General features: G+C 64.4%; 11 protein-coding genes. 10 read left to right on the top strand and 1 reads right to left on the bottom strand.

Annotation, left to right across the window (positions count from 1 at the left end; all coding sequences use genetic code 11):
- Nucleotides 1–8: 8 nt before the first annotated feature.
- From LB524_RS22365 to LB524_RS22320, 10 genes are all read left to right on the top strand, one after another.
- Complete coding sequence (locus LB524_RS22365; RefSeq protein WP_224530172.1) at nucleotides 9–3,368, top strand: DUF2126 domain-containing protein; 3,360 nt, start codon at nucleotides 9–11, stop codon at nucleotides 3,366–3,368.
- Nucleotides 3,369–3,374: 6 nt separating this feature from the next.
- Nucleotides 3,375–5,786 (top strand): circularly permuted type 2 ATP-grasp protein, encoded by a 2,412-nt coding sequence (locus tag LB524_RS22360; protein WP_140875277.1) that lies wholly within the window; start codon nucleotides 3,375–3,377, stop codon nucleotides 5,784–5,786.
- Nucleotides 5,787–5,798: 12 nt separating this feature from the next.
- Entirely contained in the window at nucleotides 5,799–6,683 is an 885-nt protein-coding gene (locus tag LB524_RS22355; RefSeq protein WP_140792790.1) for a transglutaminase domain-containing protein, read from the top strand.
- A 245-nt stretch (nucleotides 6,684–6,928) separates the two neighbouring features.
- Nucleotides 6,929–7,867 (top strand): glycosyltransferase family 2 protein, encoded by a 939-nt coding sequence (locus LB524_RS22350; protein WP_224530170.1) that lies wholly within the window; start codon nucleotides 6,929–6,931, stop codon nucleotides 7,865–7,867.
- Nucleotides 7,868–7,965: 98 nt separating this feature from the next.
- Entirely contained in the window at nucleotides 7,966–9,081 is a 1,116-nt protein-coding gene (locus LB524_RS22345; protein ID WP_140661836.1) for a DNA topoisomerase IB, read from the top strand.
- An 84-nt stretch (nucleotides 9,082–9,165) separates the two neighbouring features.
- Nucleotides 9,166–9,540 carry a YciI family protein gene (locus LB524_RS22340; RefSeq protein ID WP_015315946.1) on the top strand — a complete coding sequence of 125 codons (375 nt, stop codon included), beginning with the start codon at nucleotides 9,166–9,168 and terminating at the stop codon, nucleotides 9,538–9,540.
- Nucleotides 9,537–10,811 carry an RNA polymerase sigma factor gene (locus LB524_RS22335; protein ID WP_224530168.1) on the top strand — a complete coding sequence of 425 codons (1,275 nt, stop codon included), beginning with the start codon at nucleotides 9,537–9,539 and terminating at the stop codon, nucleotides 10,809–10,811. The genes LB524_RS22340 and LB524_RS22335 overlap by 4 nt, the downstream gene beginning before the upstream one ends.
- A 191-nt stretch (nucleotides 10,812–11,002) precedes the next feature.
- Nucleotides 11,003–12,517 carry an aldehyde dehydrogenase family protein gene (locus tag LB524_RS22330; RefSeq protein ID WP_140619496.1) on the top strand — a complete coding sequence of 505 codons (1,515 nt, stop codon included), beginning with the start codon at nucleotides 11,003–11,005 and terminating at the stop codon, nucleotides 12,515–12,517.
- Nucleotides 12,518–12,952: 435 nt separating this feature from the next.
- Complete coding sequence (locus LB524_RS22325; RefSeq protein WP_224530164.1) at nucleotides 12,953–13,942, top strand: TAXI family TRAP transporter solute-binding subunit; 990 nt, start codon at nucleotides 12,953–12,955, stop codon at nucleotides 13,940–13,942.
- 93 nt (nucleotides 13,943–14,035) lie between these two features.
- The gene (locus LB524_RS22320; protein WP_015315950.1) at nucleotides 14,036–16,093 is read left to right on the top strand and encodes a TRAP transporter permease; all 2,058 of its coding nucleotides are present in this window, start codon (nucleotides 14,036–14,038) and stop codon (nucleotides 16,091–16,093) included.
- 49 nt (nucleotides 16,094–16,142) lie between these two features.
- On the opposite strand, the gene LB524_RS22315 is transcribed toward LB524_RS22320, so the two are convergent.
- Nucleotides 16,143–17,072: a hypothetical protein gene (locus LB524_RS22315; protein ID WP_224530163.1), complete on the bottom strand. Its 930-nt coding sequence runs from the start codon at nucleotides 17,070–17,072 to the stop codon at nucleotides 16,143–16,145.
- Nucleotides 17,073–17,135 lie beyond the last annotated feature (63 nt).

Raw genomic sequence — 17,135 nt, 5'->3', positions numbered from 1 at the left:
GGGGCCCCATGGCAATTCTGGCAGCCGTCTACCACCTGACCCACTATAAATACGACCGGCCGGTGGTTCTCGGGCCCCAAATCATCAGGCTGCAGCCGGCACCGCATTCCCGCACCAAGGTGTTGAGCCATTCGCTCAAGGTCGAGCCGGCGAACCACTTCGTTAATCTGCAGCAGGATCCTTACGGCAACTTCCTCGCCCGTTTCGTCTTTCCGGAGCCGGTGACGGAGCTGAAGATCGAGGTCGACCTCGTCGCCGACATGACCGTCTACAATCCGTTCGACTTCTTCGTCGAACCGTCGGCCGAGGCGTTCCCGTTCGACTATCCCGAGGAGATCCGTGACGACCTCGCCATCTACCGCACGCCGGAGCCGGCCGGGCCGCTGCTCCAGGCGTTTCTGAAAACCGTCGACCGCAGCGCGCCCAACACGGTCAATTTCCTCGTCGATCTCAATGCGCGCCTGCAGCGCGAGATCGCCTATATCGTGCGCATGGAAACCGGCGTCTTCTCACCGGAGGAAACGCTGGCAGCGGCCAAGGGCTCCTGCCGCGATTCAAGCTGGCTCCTGGTGCAGATCCTGCGCAATCTCGGCATCGCCGCGCGCTTCGTCTCGGGCTATCTGATCCAGCTCAAGCCCGATCTTGTCGCGCTGGATGGGCCGGCCGGGACAGCGGTCGATTTCACAGACCTGCACGCCTGGTGCGAGGTTTATATTCCTGGCGCCGGCTGGATCGGCTTCGATCCGACCTCGGGCCTGCTCACCGGCGAGAGCCATGTGCCACTGGCAGCGACGCCGCATTTCCGCAATGCCGCGCCTATTTCCGGCATGGCGAGCTTTGCCAATGTCGAGTTCGGCTTCGAGATGCGGGTGGACCGCATCGCCGAGCATCCGCGCATCACCAAGCCGTTCTCGGATGAGAGCTGGCAGGCGCTCGACGCGCTCGGCAACGAGGTCGATGCCGCGCTCGCGGCCGGGGATGTGCGGCTGACCATGGGCGGCGAGCCGACCTTCGTGTCGATCGACGATTTCGAGGCCGCCGAATGGAACACCGCCGCCGTTGGGCCAACCAAGCGCGAAAAGGCCGATGCGTTGATCCGCAGGCTGCGCGAGCATTTCGCGCCCGGCGGTTTTCTCCACTACGGCCAAGGCAAGTGGTATCCCGGTGAAAGCCTGCCACGCTGGACGTTTTCGCTCTTTTGGCGCGCCGACGGCGAGCCGGTGTGGAGCGACCCGTCGCTGATCGCGCGGGAAGATAGTTCGGCTGATATCGGCCCGAAACAAGCCGAAAGCCTGCTGACAGCGATCGCCGGCGAACTCGGCATCGACACGTCCATGGTCAGCGAAGCCTATGAGGATCCGGCCGAATGGCTGCTCAAGGAAGGCAAGCTGCCCGACAATGTCGACCCGTCGAATTCGAAACTCGAAGATCCGGAGGAACGCAGCCGCATGGCGCGTGTCTTCGAACGCGGGCTGACCAAGCCGTCCGGCTATGTGCTGCCGGTGCAGCGCTGGAACAGCCAGGCCTCCGATCCGCGCTGGCGCTCGGAGAAATGGAAGACGCGGCGCGGCCGGCTGTTCCTGGTGCCGGGTGATTCTCCGGTCGGCTATCGCCTGCCGTTGGGCACGCTGCCCTATGTGCCGCCGGCGCAATTCCCCTACATCGTGCCCGTCGATCCGTCGCTGCCGCGTGGCCCGTTGCCCGTACGCGAAGCGATCTTGCCAGCGGCCGCTCCTGCGGAACTCGAAGGCGCCGACGAAATGGCCCGTCGCCAGCAGGCAGCCTCGTTCACGGCGACGACCGGCCAGCAGGAGCGCGTCGAGCAGGAGATCACCGAGATCGGCGGCGCGGTGCGCACGGCACTTTCGGTCGAACCGCGTGACGGCAGGCTGTGCGTGTTCATGCCGCCGGTCGAGGCGCTCGAGGACTATCTCGAACTCGTCGCCGCCGCCGAGAACGCGGCAAGGGCGATTGGCCTTCCCGTGCACATCGAGGGCTACGGTCCACCGCATGACCCGCGCCTCAACGTCATCCGCGTGGCACCCGATCCCGGCGTCATCGAGGTCAACATCCACCCTGCCTCGAACTGGCAGGACTGCGTGGCGACAACGACGGCGATCTACGACGAGGCGCGGCAGACGCGGCTTGGCGCCGACAAGTTCATGATCGACGGCCGCCACACCGGCACCGGAGGCGGCAACCATGTCGTGGTCGGCGGCGCCACGCCCAATGACAGCCCGTTCCTGCGCCGGCCCGACCTGCTGAAGAGCCTGGTGCTGCAATGGCAGCGGCATCCCTCGCTGTCCTATCTGTTCTCCGGCCTGTTCATCGGCCCGACCAGCCAGGCGCCGCGCTTCGACGAGGCGCGCCACGACTCTCTTTACGAGCTTGAAATCGCGATGGCGCAGGTGCCGCATCCCGACCAGGGTGCCGCACCCTTGCCGTGGCTGGTCGACCGGTTGTTCCGCAACCTGTTGACCGACGTCACCGGCAATACGCATCGCTCGGAAATCTGCATCGACAAGCTGTTTTCCCCGGATGGTCCGACTGGCCGGCTTGGCCTTGTCGAATTCCGCGGATTCGAGATGCCGCCCAATGCGCGCATGTCTCTGGCGCAGCAATTGCTGGTGCGGGCCATCATCGCCCGCGCGTGGAAGAACCCGCTCGACGGGCGCTTCGCGCGCTGGGGCACCTCGCTGCATGATCGCTTCATGCTGCCGCACCATGTCTGGGCGGACTTTCTCGACGTGCTCGACGACCTCAAGCTCAATGGTTTCGAATTCCGGCCCGAATGGTTCGATGCCCAGCTCGAATTCCGCTTTCCCTTCTGCGGCGAGGTGCAGCATGCCGGCATCAAGCTGGAGCTCAGGCAAGCGCTGGAACCATGGCATGTGATGGGCGAGCAGGGCGCGATCGGCGGCACCGTGCGCTTCGTCGATTCATCGGTCGAACGGCTGCAGGTCAGGACCGAAGGCCTCAACCCGGAGCGTCATGCGATCGTCTGCAACGGCCGCATCGTGCCGATGAGGATTACCGACAACAGGGAGGTCGCGGTGGCCGGCGTGCGCTTCAAGGCCTGGCAGCCGGCCTCGGGCCTGCATCCGGCGCTGCCGGTCAACACGCCGCTGGTGTTCGACATCTATGACCGCTGGTCCGGCCGGGCAATCGGCGGCTGCGTCTACCATGTCGCGCATCCCGGCGGGCGCAGCTACGACACTTTCCCCGTCAACGGCAACGAGGCGGAGGCACGGCGGCTCGCCCGCTTCGAACCGCGCGGCCACACACCCTCGGGCTATGTGTTGCGCGAGGAACAGCCGGCGGAAGATTTCCCGATGACCCTTGACCTCAGGCGTCCACCAAGACTGTGATCTGACATGGCAAAGGGGAATCACAAAAGGGTGCGCGGCAAGCCGCAGGCCCATAGCCTGCTGGAGCACTACCAGCCGATCGACGGCGTCGTCGACGAGATGGTCGACGCGTCAGGCAATCCCCGTCCGGTCTGGAAGCATTTTGTCGAAGCGCTCGACGACCTCGGGGCCGAAAAGCTCGGCCAGCGCTTCGCCCGCGCCGATCAGTATCTGCGCGATGCCGGTGTCTATTACCGCGTCTACGACAAGGCGGGCGCCAACGAGCGCGAATGGCCGCTGGCGCATATTCCCTTGCTCATCGAGGACAGCGAGTGGCAGGCGGTCAGCGCCGGCCTGGTGCAGCGCGCCGAACTGTTCGAGGAAATTGTTGCCGATATCCATGGGCCGAACCGGCTGATCGAAAAAGGCATCGTGCCGGCAGGACTGATCGCGGCGAGCCCTGAATATTTGCGGCCCGTGGTCGGCACCAGGCCGGCCGGAGGGCATTTCCTGCACTTCTGCGCCTTCGAACTCGGCCGCGGTCCGGACGGCCGCTGGTGGGTGCTGGGCGACCGCACCCAGGCGCCTTCGGGCGCCGGCTTCGCGCTGGAAAACCGGGTCGCCACCACGCGCGCTTTGTCCGACATCTATGGCGAGATGCATGTGCACCGGCTCGCCGGCTTCTTCCGCCGCTTTCGCGATGCGCTGATCGGCATGGCAAAGGAGAGCGACGGCCGCGTCGCCATCCTGACGCCGGGGCCACTCAACGAGACCTATTACGAACACGCCTATATCGCCCGCTACCTCGGCATCATGCTGCTCGAAGGCGAGGACCTGACCGTTTCCGGCGGCAGGCTGATGGTGCGGACCGTGTCCGGCCTGATGCCCATCAGCGTGCTGTGGCGGCGGCTCGATGCCGCCTTCGCCGATCCGCTCGAGCTGCGCCCGGATTCGCAGATCGGTACGCCGGGGCTGGTCGAGGCGATCCGGCAAGGCACGGTGTCCACCGTCAATGCGCTGGGCTCGGGCCTGATGGAGACGCGCGCGCTGCTCGCCTTTCTGCCCAAGATCGCGCGCGAATTGTGGGGCGAGGAGCTGCTTTTGCCCAGTGTGGCGACATGGTGGTGCGGGCAGGAGACGGAGCGCGCCCATGTGCTCGCCAATATCGACCGCATGGTGGTCGGCCCGGCGCTGTCGACAAGACTTGCCTTCGAAGATGACGGACAGACGAAGCTCGGCTCGGCGCTGTCGGTCGGGGAGCGGGCGGAACTGGTGGCGCGCATCGAACGCGACGGCGAGGCCTTCGTCGGCCAGGAGGCGGTGACGCTTTCGACGACGCCGGTCTATGTCGGCGGCTGGCTGGAACCGCGGCCGGCGAGCCTGCGCGTCTATCTGGCGCGTACGCCCGAGGGCTGGACGGTGATGCCGGGCGGGTTTGCGCGCGTCGGCCTATCGCTCGACCCGACGGCGATCGCCATGCAGCGCGGCGGCCAGGCGGCTGATGTCTGGGTGGTGAGCGACAGACCCGTGGAGCGCGAGACGCTGCTGCCGCAGGAGAGCGACAGCTTCAACCGTACCAGGCCCGGCAGCCTGCCCAGCCGCGCGGCGGAAAACCTGACCTGGCTCGGCCGCTACATCGAACGCTCGGAAGACACGGTGCGTATCCTGCGCGCCTATCACGTGCGGCTCGCCGAAACGTCCGATCCGGACATGCCGCTGCTGGCCGATATCAGGGATTATCTCGAACCGTTCGGCATCGATGTCGAAACGGCGATCCCGCCAGGGCTGATCGGCACGCTCGACAGCGCGGTGTACAGCGCCGGCCAGATCCGCGATCGTTTCTCGCCGGATGGCTGGCTGGCGCTCAAGGATTTGTCGAAAACGATCCATCAGTTCGCCACCACAGTGGCGCCCGGCGACGATGCGACGCGGGCCATGACCGTGATCCTGCGCAAGCTTGCCGGATTCTCGGGCCTTTTGCATGAGAACATGTACCGCTTTGCTGGCTGGCGTTTCCTCGAGATCGGCCGGCGGCTGGAGCGCGGCATCCAGATCGCCAGTACGCTGGCCCGACTGACCAGCAGCAAGGCGCCGGACGGGGCGCTGGACATGATGCTGGAGATCGGCGACAGCGTGATGACCCATCGACGGCAATATCCGGTGCAGGCCGGCCGGCGCACGGTGATCGATCTCCTGGCGCTCGATCCGCTCAATCCACGCTCCATCCTGTTCCAATTGGAGAGGCTGAAAGCAGAGATAGGGCTGTTGCCGGCGACCGGCGGCGAGGGGCACATGTCGGCGGCGGCCAAGGAGATCCTGCAGCTCAACACGTCCATCGCCATCAAGGAACCGGCAGACATGACGGTGAAGGCGTTGAACGATCTCGCGGGCGAAATAGGCGGGCTCTACAGCAGCCTCGCCAAAGCCTATTTCGGCTAGAAAGAGATGGCCATGCTGTATGACATCAGGCTTCTGCTCCACTACGACTATGCTGCCGCAGCTGGTGGCGGACGCCATCAGGTGCGCGTGCTGCCGTCGACCATTGACGGTGTGCAGCGTGTCATCGCCGCTTCCCTTTCTTTTTCACCGGCACCCAACGAACGGTCGGATTTTTCCGATTTCTTCGGCAACAATGTCACTTCGATCGCGTTTCGCGACGCCCATGACACGCTCGACATCAGGATGAGCGCGCGTGTGTCGGTGGCGCGGCCCGAGCCGGGGCTCGACGTGTCGCCCGATCTCCGCCGCCTTCGACAGGATCTGGCCGCCGTGCGGTCGCTTGCGCCTGCCTCGCCGCACCATTTCCTGGCCGCCAGCAGCCATGCGGGCATCGATGCCGCGATCACCGCATTCGCGCGAGACAGTATCGGAAACTCGGCCGCGGGGACGGCGATGAACCTGTGCAATCGCATCCATCGCGATTTCACATACGATGACGAGGCGACCACGGTGCGGACCCGGGCCAGCGACGCCTTCCAGCTGAAGCGGGGCGTCTGTCAGGATTTCTCCCACATCATGATCGCCGGCTTACGCGGGCTTGGCATTCCGGCCGGCTATGTCAGTGGCTTCCTGCGCACCATTCCGCCCAAAGGCAAGCCCCGGCTGGAAGGCGCGGATGCCATGCATGCCTGGGTCAAGGTCTGGTGCGGGCGTGATGCCGGCTGGCAGGAGTTCGATCCGACCAATGGCATGCGGGCCTCCAACGACCATATCACCGTTGGTTACGGGCGCGACTATTCGGATGTGGCGCCCATCGTCGGCGTGCTGAAGACGACTGGCGGACAGGTCGGCGACCAGGCGGTCGACGTCATCCCGGTCGTGCTCGAAAAGGCGTGAAACGGGGCGCACTAACTTGCCGGCGCCGCGAGTTCTCACAAGGATGGGGCAGACTTCTCAAACATCGATGCGGTCACTAGAGCAGCTCACCGGTTCACGGAAAAGGCGAGCCGATCCAAGTCTTTGATTTCGCGCAATTCCGGACGGAAAAGCGCCGTTTCACACTTTTCCTGTAAGTGCTTAGTCTGTATTCGCTTGGAGGGAGAATAGTCTTAGGCTGCCGCGCACAGGCATGAGGTTTGTCATTGAAAGCTGTCAGCGTCGTCATACCCGCCTACAATGCGGCGGCAACGATCGCTAAAACGCTGGCCTCGCTTGGCGGAGAGGCCGGGTTTATCGGCGAGGTCCTGCTGGTCGACGATCAATCGACCGATGGCACAGCCGATGCAGCCCGGCAGGCCGCGGCGCAATCATCCCTGCCTTTGCGTGTGCTGCCCGCCAGTTGCCGCGACGCCGGCGGCGCCCGCAACCTGGCGCTCGACGAGGCAGCCCATCCGTGGGTCTACCTGATCGACGCCGACGACCTGCACCTTCAGGGCGGCTTAAGCTCCTTGCTGTCGCAGGCGGAAACCCAGCCCAAGGCCGACATGATCGTCGGCGCCTTCCGGCGCAGGGTGAACGGCCAGGACCGGCAGATCAAGGTGCCAAACGGCTATACCGCGGCCTGCCTCACCAACGCCTCCGCCTACGTGAAGGGAGATATACGCTCGGTGGCGGTGGGCAGCGTGCTGGCTTCCCGGCGTCTCATCGGCGAGACCCGGTTCCCCGTCGGGCTCGCCTTCGACGAGGACACGCTGTTCTGGGCGCGGCTGATGAGCAAGGCGTCGCTGGTCATGGTTCAGCGCCCCGTCATGATCTACGAAGTTTCAGCGGAGCGTTCGGACGATCGCTTCACGATCAACCCGGTGCGGCGCTTCCTGGACTGGCGCCGGGAGCTGCGTGCGCTTACCGACTGCGGCATCCCGATTTCGGCACTGAAAGCCAGGGAGGGCCTCGTCGCGCTCAAGATCGCCCGTGTCCATTATGCGCGGGGCGACCTGGACATGGCCACGCGCTTTCTCGCAATAGCCTCAGTGGCGCCGAAGCGGCGCTCGGAAGCTTGGCGCTGCCTGCGCTACAAATTCAAGCTCGCGGCGCGCCGCCGGCTGTCCCTTCCGCCGACACAGATGCAGCGCGCATTGTAGGCCCGACCGACGCCACCGGGATTGCCTTGTTTCCAGGCGGGGTGTGGAACCAGCGGTCAGCCCGCAGCTTATCTACGCATATTTCGTGTGGAGCTTACATGCTGCAGAGAACCGGATCGTCGCGGAGCCGATTGGCCGACGGTGATAGCGTACCCAAGAATGGAGCACAGATTTCCGCCAGGGATGCCGCGCTGACCTATGTCAGCGATGCCGAGCCTGGCATCCGCCGGCTGAAGGCAGGCAAGGGATTCGCTTACAAGGCACCGGACGGGAAAGCGGTCTCCGATGCCGACAGAGCGCGCATCGCGGCGATCGTCATACCGCCGGCCTGGACCGATGTCTGGATTTCGCCCGATCCGAACGGGCATATCCAGGCGACCGGGAGGGATCAGCGGGGGCGCAAGCAGTATCGCTATCATCCGCAATGGGCCGAGGAGCGCGACGGCGCCAAATATTCGAGCCTCGTGGCTTTCGCCGAAAGCCTGCCGGACCTTCGGCGCAGGATCGACAGCGACCTGCGTCGTCACGGCCTGCCGCTCGAACGCGTCGCCGCCGCGGTGGTCTGGCTGCTCGACAACACGATGATCCGCGTCGGCAATGCAGCCTATGCTCGCGACAACAAGAGCTTCGGCCTGACGACTTTGCGGGACCGGCATGTCGATATCAAGGGATCGAGCCTGCGCTTCGCCTTCAAGGGCAAGTCCGGCAAGGAATGGAAATTGAAGCTGGTTGACCGCCGGATCGCGGGGATCGTTCGGGGCGCGCAGGACCTGCCGGGCCAGAAACTGTTCCAGTATCTCGACGAGGACGGCAACAGACGCCCTGTCCGCTCCGACGACGTGAACCACTATATCCGCGAAGCGGTCGGCGATGCGTTCAGTTCGAAGCACTTCCGCACATGGGGCGGCACCATCCACGCCGCGTCGCTGTTTGCACAGACGGAACTGCCTGAGAGCCAGGCACAGCAAAAACGGGTGATGAACAACGTCATCGACAAGGTGGCCGAACGGCTGGGCAATACGCGCGCGGTCTGCCGCCAATGCTATATCCATCCGCAGGTCTTCAAGGCTTGGAGCGAAGGACGACTGCTTGCCGAAATGGCGGAAGCCAACAAGCGCAAGCGATCCATCGAAGGCCTCGATGAGGAGGAAGCGCTCGTGTTGAGATGGTTGAAGACGCAGGAGGACCGATCGGCGGCAATCGGCGGCCGCTGAATCCGCGGCGTCTCGATTTTTTTATCGACGCCATGTCGGCATCGGCCCTACTGTTTCGTCCTTTGCTACAGAAAAGGACCGTCCATGCTCTACGCCATCCTCTGCTACGCCTCCGAAGATGTCGTCTGTTCCTGGAGCAAGGAACAGGACGACAAGGTCATGGCCGACCTGCTCGGCGTTCAGGAGAAGTATGCCAACGCCGGCCGGCTTGGGCCCGTGGCGCGGCTTTTGCCGACGACGGCGGCAACGACGCTGCGGAAAGTGAAAGGTGAATCGCTGGTCATCGACGGGCCGTTCGCCGAGACCAAGGAACAGTTCCTCGGTTTCTACACGCTCGATTGCGCCGACCTCGACGAGGCCGTCGAATTCGCTCGCGAGCTCTCCGAGGTCAACCCAAGCGGCGGTTCCTACGAAATCCGCCCGGTATCGGTGTTCCATCCGACGAGGGTTCCGGCATGACCGAACTCGCCTGGATAAGCTCCGCGATCAGCGCTGCCCGCCCACAGGCTATGGGCGCGCTGCTGCGCTATTTCCGCGATCTCGACACGGCGGAGGAAGCTTTCCAGGACGCCTGCCTCAAGGCGCTGAAGAACTGGCCGCAAAACGGGCCGCCTCGCGATCCGGCGGCCTGGTTGATCTTCGTCGGCCGCAACAGCGGCATCGACGCGGTGCGCAAGCGTGCCAAGCAGGCGCCGATGCCGGAAGAGGACCAGGTTTCCGATCTGGAGGACGCCGAAAGCGACATCGCCGAGCGGCTGGACGGAGCGCATTACCGCGACGACATATTGCGGCTGCTGTTCATCTGCTGTCACCCTGATTTGCCCGCAACGCAGCAGATCGCGGTGGCGCTGCGCGTCGTCTCCGGCCTCACCGTCAAGCAGATCGCGCGCGCCTTCCTGATCGGCGAGAGCGCGATGGAGCAGCGCATCACCCGCGCCAAGGCGCGCATCGCGGACGCTGGCGTACCGTTCGAGACGCCGGGCGCGGTCGAGCGCTCCGAGCGGCTCGCGGCGGTCGCGTCCATGGTCTACCTGATCTTCAACGAGGGCTATTCGACCAACAGCGGCGAGGCGCCGGCTCGCGCGCCCTTGTGCGAGGAAGCGATCCGGCTTGCCCGGCTGCTGCTGCGGCTGTTCCAGACCGAGCCGGAGATCATGGGGCTGACGGCGCTGCTTCTGCTGCAGCACGCACGCGCACCGGCACGTTTTGACGATGATGGCGAGATCGTGCTGCTCGAGGACCAGGATCGAAGCCTGTGGAGCCGCAAGATGATCGACGAAGGGCTGGCGCTCGTCGACAAGGCGCTGCGCCATCGCAAGCCAGGTCCCTATCAAGTCCAGGCGGCGATCGCAGCGCTCCACGCGCGGGCCGAGAAAGCCGAGGACACCGACTGGGTGGAGATCGACCTGCTCTATGGCCTGCTCGAGCAGATGCAGCCGTCGCCGGTCATCACGCTCAACCGTGCGGTCGCGGTCGCCAAGGTGCGCGGACCGGAAGCGGCGCTGGCGATGATCGAGCCGCTCGAGCCGAGGCTTTCGGGCTATTTCCATTTCTTCGGCCTCAAGGGCGGGCTGTTGATGCAACTCGACCGGGGCGAGGAGGCACGCATTGCCTTTGACCGCGCCATCGCGCTCGCCAACACCGCGGCGGAAGCTGCCCATATCCGCATGCATATCGACCGTCTGATCAAGGACGGCGCCGTACGCATGCCGGCGAAAAACGCAAACTGACCCCCTACACGGCCCGAGCATTGCCTGGCTCAATCGTGCAGCCCGGGCTTGGACCATGCCGGGGTGGCGATTTTCCCCTGAAACAGGTAATGGCACGCCATGACAGCCGCTTCCAGCCGCGACGGCGCCGGGAAGGCATGGCAGGCGTTGGCCCGCGCCCTACGAGCGGCGGGATTCTGAAAGGGACAGAAATGACGATAGCGAAGGAAACGGCCGAGCTTCTGGCGAAACTGGGCGTGGCCAAGGAGGCGCTTGACGGCGGCGACCTGATCGTGCGCAGTCCGGTGACGGGTGAGCGGATCGCGGCGCTGAAGACGATCTCGCCGGCCGACGCGGCAAAGACCATCGATGCAGCCCACAAGGCGTTCCAGTCCTGGCGGCTGGTGCCGGGTCCCAAGCGCGGCGAACTGGTGCGGCTGCTGGGCGAGGAACTGCGTACGCACAAGACCGAGCTTGGCCGGCTGGTGTCGATCGAGGTCGGCAAGATCCCGTCCGAAGGGCTCGGCGAAGTGCAGGAGATGATCGACATCTGCGATTTCGCCGTTGGTCTGTCCCGGCAATTGTACGGCCTGACCATCGCCACCGAGCGTCCGGGCCACCGCATGATGGAAACCTGGCATCCGCTTGGCGTCGTCGGTGTCATCTCCGCATTCAACTTCCCGGTCGCGGTGTGGTCGTGGAATGCCGCACTGGCGCTGGTTTGCGGCGATGCAGTGGTATGGAAGCCGTCGGAGAAGACGCCGCTGACCGCGCTTGCCTGCGAGGCGATCTTCAAGCGTGCGGTCAAGCGCTTCGGCACCGACGCACCGCAAGGACTGGCACCGGTTCTGATCGGCGACCGTGCGGTCGGCGAAATCCTGGTCGACCATCCCAGGGTGCCGCTGGTCTCGGCCACCGGTTCGACTCGCATGGGCCGGGATGTCGGTCCGCGCCTAGCCAAGCGTTTCGCCCGCGCCGTGCTGGAACTGGGCGGCAACAATGCCGGCATCGTCTGCCCGACGGCCGATCTCGACATGGCGCTGCGCGCCATCGCCTTCGGCGCCATGGGCACCGCCGGCCAGCGCTGCACGACGCTGCGCCGCCTGTTCGTCCATGACAGCGTCTACGACGCCTTGGTGCCGCGACTGAAGAAGGCTTATCAGAGCGTCTCGGTCGGCAATCCGCTGGAGACCTCGTCACTGGTCGGTCCGCTGATCGACAAGGCCGCCTTCGATGCCATGCAGAAGGCGCTGACGGAGGCGGCCGCGCATGGCGGCAAGGTGACTGGCGGCAGCCGGGTCGAGAACGGCCATCCCGATGCCTATTATGTGCACCCGGCGCTGGTCGAAATGCCGAAGCAGGTTGCACCGGTGACGGAAGAGACCTTCGCGCCGATCCTCTATGTGATGAAGTATTCCGATTTCGACGCCGTGCTCGACGAGCACAACGCGGTCGGCGCTGGCCTGTCGTCGTCGATCTTCACCCGCGACCTGCAGGAATCCGAGCGCTTCCTCGGTGTCGACGGTTCGGATTGCGGCATCGCCAACGTCAATATCGGTACTTCCGGCGCCGAGATCGGGGGCGCTTTCGGTGGCGAAAAGGAAACCGGCGGCGGCCGCGAGAGCGGTTCAGATGCGTGGAAAGCGTATATGCGGCGCGCCACCAACACCGTGAACTATTCCAAGGCGCTGCCGCTCGCCCAGGGCGTCTCGTTCGACATCGATTGAGAACGCCGGCCCGGTTCGGGTGTCGTTGCGCAACCGAACCGTTTGCGACCGGAGGTTGATTGCCGAGTGCAGTTATGCTACCATCTTCCGCATGGTGCCGACATGCGCCGATGACCCGCCGCAAGGCGGGTTTTTTGTTTCACGGTTCTTGTGTTTGGCTGGTTGTCGCCAACAGGCAGGTGACGCCGGCGACGCGGTTAAACCGCTCTACGGCATGTCGCGGCGAATAGGATTCGCCCGACCTGCTGTAAGCCCCTGATTTATGCAGGTCGTTGGCCCGGAGCCGGGTGCCATCCATTAAGTCCCTGTTTTTACGCGATTCCGGGCGGAAACATACCCTTCCTGGAAGCGCTTTGGAACGGCCAAAAAGCACGCGCAGGTTGACAACCTTCCGGTTGCTGCAACATCCTGCCGATCTTTGACTCGGAGGTAGTTATGACTGTTTCGATCAACCGCCGCACCTTTTCCATGGGCACAGGAGCTTTGGCTTTGGCCGCCGCCGGCCTTTCGCCGGCGCACGCGCAGCAGGCTTTTTTCCGCATCGGCACGGGTGGAACGTCCGGCACTTACTATCCGGTGGGTGGCCTGATCGCCAACGCCATCTCGGCAACGGGGCCGGCCGGCGTCGAAGGCCTGGTCGCCACCGCCACGTCCTCCAACGGGTCGGTCGCCAACATCAGCGCCATCCAGTCGGGTGCATCCGAATCAGGGTTTACGCAATCCGATGTCGCCTACTGGGCATATTCGGGCACTGGCCTCTATGAGGGCAAGCCCAAGGCTGATGACCTGCGCCTCATCGCGACGCTCTATCCCGAAACGATCCATCTGGTCGCCCGAGCGGATGCTGGTATCAAGACGGTGGCGGACCTGAAGGGCAAGCGCGTTTCCCTCGACGAGCCGGGCTCAGGGACCATTGTCGACGCGCGCCTCGTGCTCGGCGCATACGGGCTGACGGAGAAAGATGTGCAGCCCGAATACCTCAAGCCCGGTCCGGCCGGCGAGCGGCTCCAGGATGGCGCTATGGACGCCTATTTCTTCGTCGGCGGCTATCCGACCGGCGCCATCGTCGAACTTGCCAGCACCAACAACATCACCCTGGTTCCAATCACCGGCCCCGAAGCCGACAAGCTCCTGTCCGAGCAGAAGTTCTTTTCCGCCGACACCGTGCCGGGAGGCACCTACAAGAATGTCGGCGAGACCAAGACCATATCCGTCGCCGCGCAATGGGTGACCAGCGCCAAGCAGACCGACGACCTCGTCTACAAGATCGTCAAATCGCTTTACAGCGACGCGACCCAGAAGGCGCTGCAGGCCGGCCATGCCAAGGGCAAGCTGATCACGCTCCAGAACGCGGTCACCAGCGCGGGCATTCCGTTTCATCCCGGTGCGGAGAAATTCTACAAGGAAGTCGGCGCCCTGAAGTAGGAGCTACCAGCGCGTAGGACCGATGGACGACAGCGAGGCGGGAGGCGTGCTTTCCGCCTCTTTTGCCTGGAAACTCAGGACACGGAACCGGCCATGAGCGACGATGACAAAATCACGCTTTCCGCGATGGAGTTCGATGAGGAGAAAGCTCGCGAACTGGAGGAGAAATTCGACTCCGAAATCCGATTCCGGCCATTGACCCAGGCCGCGGGCTGGCTGGTCGGCTTCCTCCTGGTGGCGCTGTCGCTGTTTCACTACTACACCGCTGGCTTCGGATTGCTGCAGGAGATGCTGCACCGAGGCATCCATCTGTCGATGGTGCTGGCGCTGATCTTCCTCGTCTTCCCGCTGGTGAAGAAGGGTTACGACCAGCCCGCGCAATCCAGCTTCCTGCGGCCGCTTGGCATACCGCTTTTCGACTGGCTGCTGGCGCTCGCCGCCGTGGTGGCCGTCCTGCACGTGCCGATGATCCCGCTCGACGATCTTGCCTTCCGCGTCGGCAACCCCACGACGCTCGATGTGGTGTTGGGCGTTATCCTGATCCTGCTCCTCCTGGAAGCGACGCGCCGCTCCGTCGGCATCCCGCTGCCGATCATCGCGTGCATCTTCATGGCTTACGCACTGTTTGGGCGGTACATGCCGAGCATTCTGGTGCACCCCGGCGCGTCCGTTTCCCAGCTTGTCGATCACCTTTATCTGACGACGCAGGGAATCTACGGCATCGCGCTCGGCGTCGTCGCCACCTACGTCTTCCATTTCGTGCTGTTCGGCGTCTTCGCAACCCGCATAGGCCTCGGCCAGCTCTTCCTCGACTGTGCCGCCTGGGTCGCCGGCCGCTACGCCGGCGGTCCCGCGAAGGTATCGATCTTCGGCTCGGCATTGTTCGGCATGATCTCCGGCTCGTCGGTCGCCAACACCGTCACCGTCGGCTCGCTGACCATCCCGGCGATGATCAAGCTCGGCTACAAGAAACATTTCGCCGCGGCGGTGGAGGCGGCGTCCTCGACCGGCGGTCAGGTCACGCCGCCGATCATGGGCGCGGCCGCCTTCCTGATGATCGAATTCCTCGAACTGCCCTACACGACCATCATTCTGGCCGCCATCGTGCCTGCCTTCATGCATTTCTTCGGCGTGTTCATGCAGGTGCATTTCGAGGCCAAGCGCACCGGCCTCCGAGGGCTCAGGCCGGACGAGATGCCCGACGTCGTCGAGGCGCTGAAGCGGGACTGGCCGACGATCATCCCGCTCGTCGTCCTCATCGGCGTCCTGCTCTCGGGCTACACGCCCTACATGGCCGCCTTCTGGGGCATCACGCTCTGCATCGCCGTCGGCTTGCTCAATCCGCGCCGTCGCATGTCGGTTGCCGACATCGCAGTATGCCTGCGCGACGGCGCCAAATATGCGCTCGCCGTCGGTGCCGCGGCCGCCACCGTCGGCATCGTCGTCGGCGTCGTCACCCTGACCGGCGTCGGCTTCAAGCTATCCTACATCGTCACCTCGACGGCAGGCCAGTTGTCGCTCCTGTTCGGCACCTTCATCCCCGAGTCGATCTTCTCGGCTCAGGGCCTGACGCTGCTGTTCACCCTGCTCATGACCGGCGTGGTCTGCATCCTGATGGGCTGCGGCATCCCGACGACGGCCAACTACATCATCATGGTGACCATCGCGGCACCCGCGCTGGTCATGCTGGGCACCGAACCGATCGTCGCCCACTTCTTCGTGTTCTATTACGGCCTGCTGGCCGACATCACGCCACCGGTGGCGCTGGCCGCCTATGCGGCCGCCGGCATGGCGGGGGCGGACCCGTTCAAGACAGGCAACACCGCCTTCCGGTTAGGGTTGGGCAAGGCGCTGGTTCCTTTCGTGTTCGTCTTCTCGCCGTCCCTGCTGCTGGTGACAAAGGACTTCACCTGGCCGAATTTCTTCCTGGCCTTTGGCGGCTGCGTGCTTGGTATCACCTGCCTCGGGGCCGCCCTGTCGCGCTATCTGCTGGTGCGAACGCGCCCATGGGAGAACGTGCTCCTGGTATTTGCCGCCCTGCTGCTGGTGGCGCCTGAGCTCTATTCCTCGCTGCTCGGCCTGGCGCTCGTCGTTCCCGTCGTGCTGCGCCATTGGAGCGCACGCCATACCGACGAGGCGCAACCAGTCTGACCGGCGCCGCGCCCGCGCGATCGACGCTTTAAATAAGCCTGCATCACCTTCACAAGTTGGGAGGTGACGGGACTCGGCGGTCGGTGGAAAAACACGCTGCGAAGGCGCTGTCGACGACGGCCAGCTTGGCGGCCTGGACGATCATGTATTCCTCGTAGAATCCGTGCGACACCCACATCACCGAATTGCCGCGCTGACCAAGCCAGCCAATGCTGCCGAGTTCCTCCGCCGTGCGCAGTTTACGGCTGAGATGGGTCCGCGACAGCTTGAGCCATTTGGCGAAGTCGCCGATCGAAACCACGCCGGTCGGAATTCGCTCCAGCCCGGCATGGTCGGGGTTGATGCCCGACATCAGCCAGTCCATGACGATGCCGCCATTGTTGAGCCAGATGAACAGGGAAAAGGTCTGGTTGGGTTCGCGCACCGGCTTTGAGGCTAGCAAGCCGTCAGCCACCAGCGGCTGCAGCGTGGCAAGCATGTCTGGCCGCTCCAGGAACCTGGCCAGCCGGTTGCCACCATCGATATGGTCGAGCGTGCGCAGATGGGCTGTTACCCAGCCGGTGAATCGCTCAATCGTCGCCGCCGTCGGTTGCAGGGGATGCGTGCGGCCGTCCCCACCCGCCACATACTCGGCGATGTTGTAGTGCAGCATCTCCTTGATGAAGGCGTCCGCCGTGTTGCGGCTGGCAACCGCGTTCTTGTGCACGACCTCGATGAAACGCGATACGGTCAGGTCCTTGCGGCGGTCGTTCGGGTCGCGCCTGAAGTGCATGGCAAGGCCGACATGGCCCAACAGCCAGCGCTGCTGCGTGGCAAAGATCGAAGCCAGCCGCGGGCTTTCCTCATAGATGCGGATCAGGGACTGCGACTGTTCCTGAACGTAGCGGTGCAAGGCTGGATGGCCGGCTATGTCTTGCAGATTCAGCGATGATCTCCCGATGCCTTGAATCAACTCGCATGGCGAGATTGCGTTCCCCATTTTCCAGTCTTCGACATCTGTGTCCAGACGTACCAACTACGAAGAACAGGGCCAGCCGAGACA

The sequence above is a fragment of the Mesorhizobium sp. ESP6-5 genome (genome assembly GCF_020164695.1).
In the GTDB taxonomy this organism is placed as follows: Bacteria; Pseudomonadota; Alphaproteobacteria; order Rhizobiales; family Rhizobiaceae; genus Mesorhizobium; species Mesorhizobium australicum.
The sequence above is the reverse complement of the archived record's forward strand: the minus strand, read 5'-3'. Positions and strand labels throughout refer to the sequence as shown.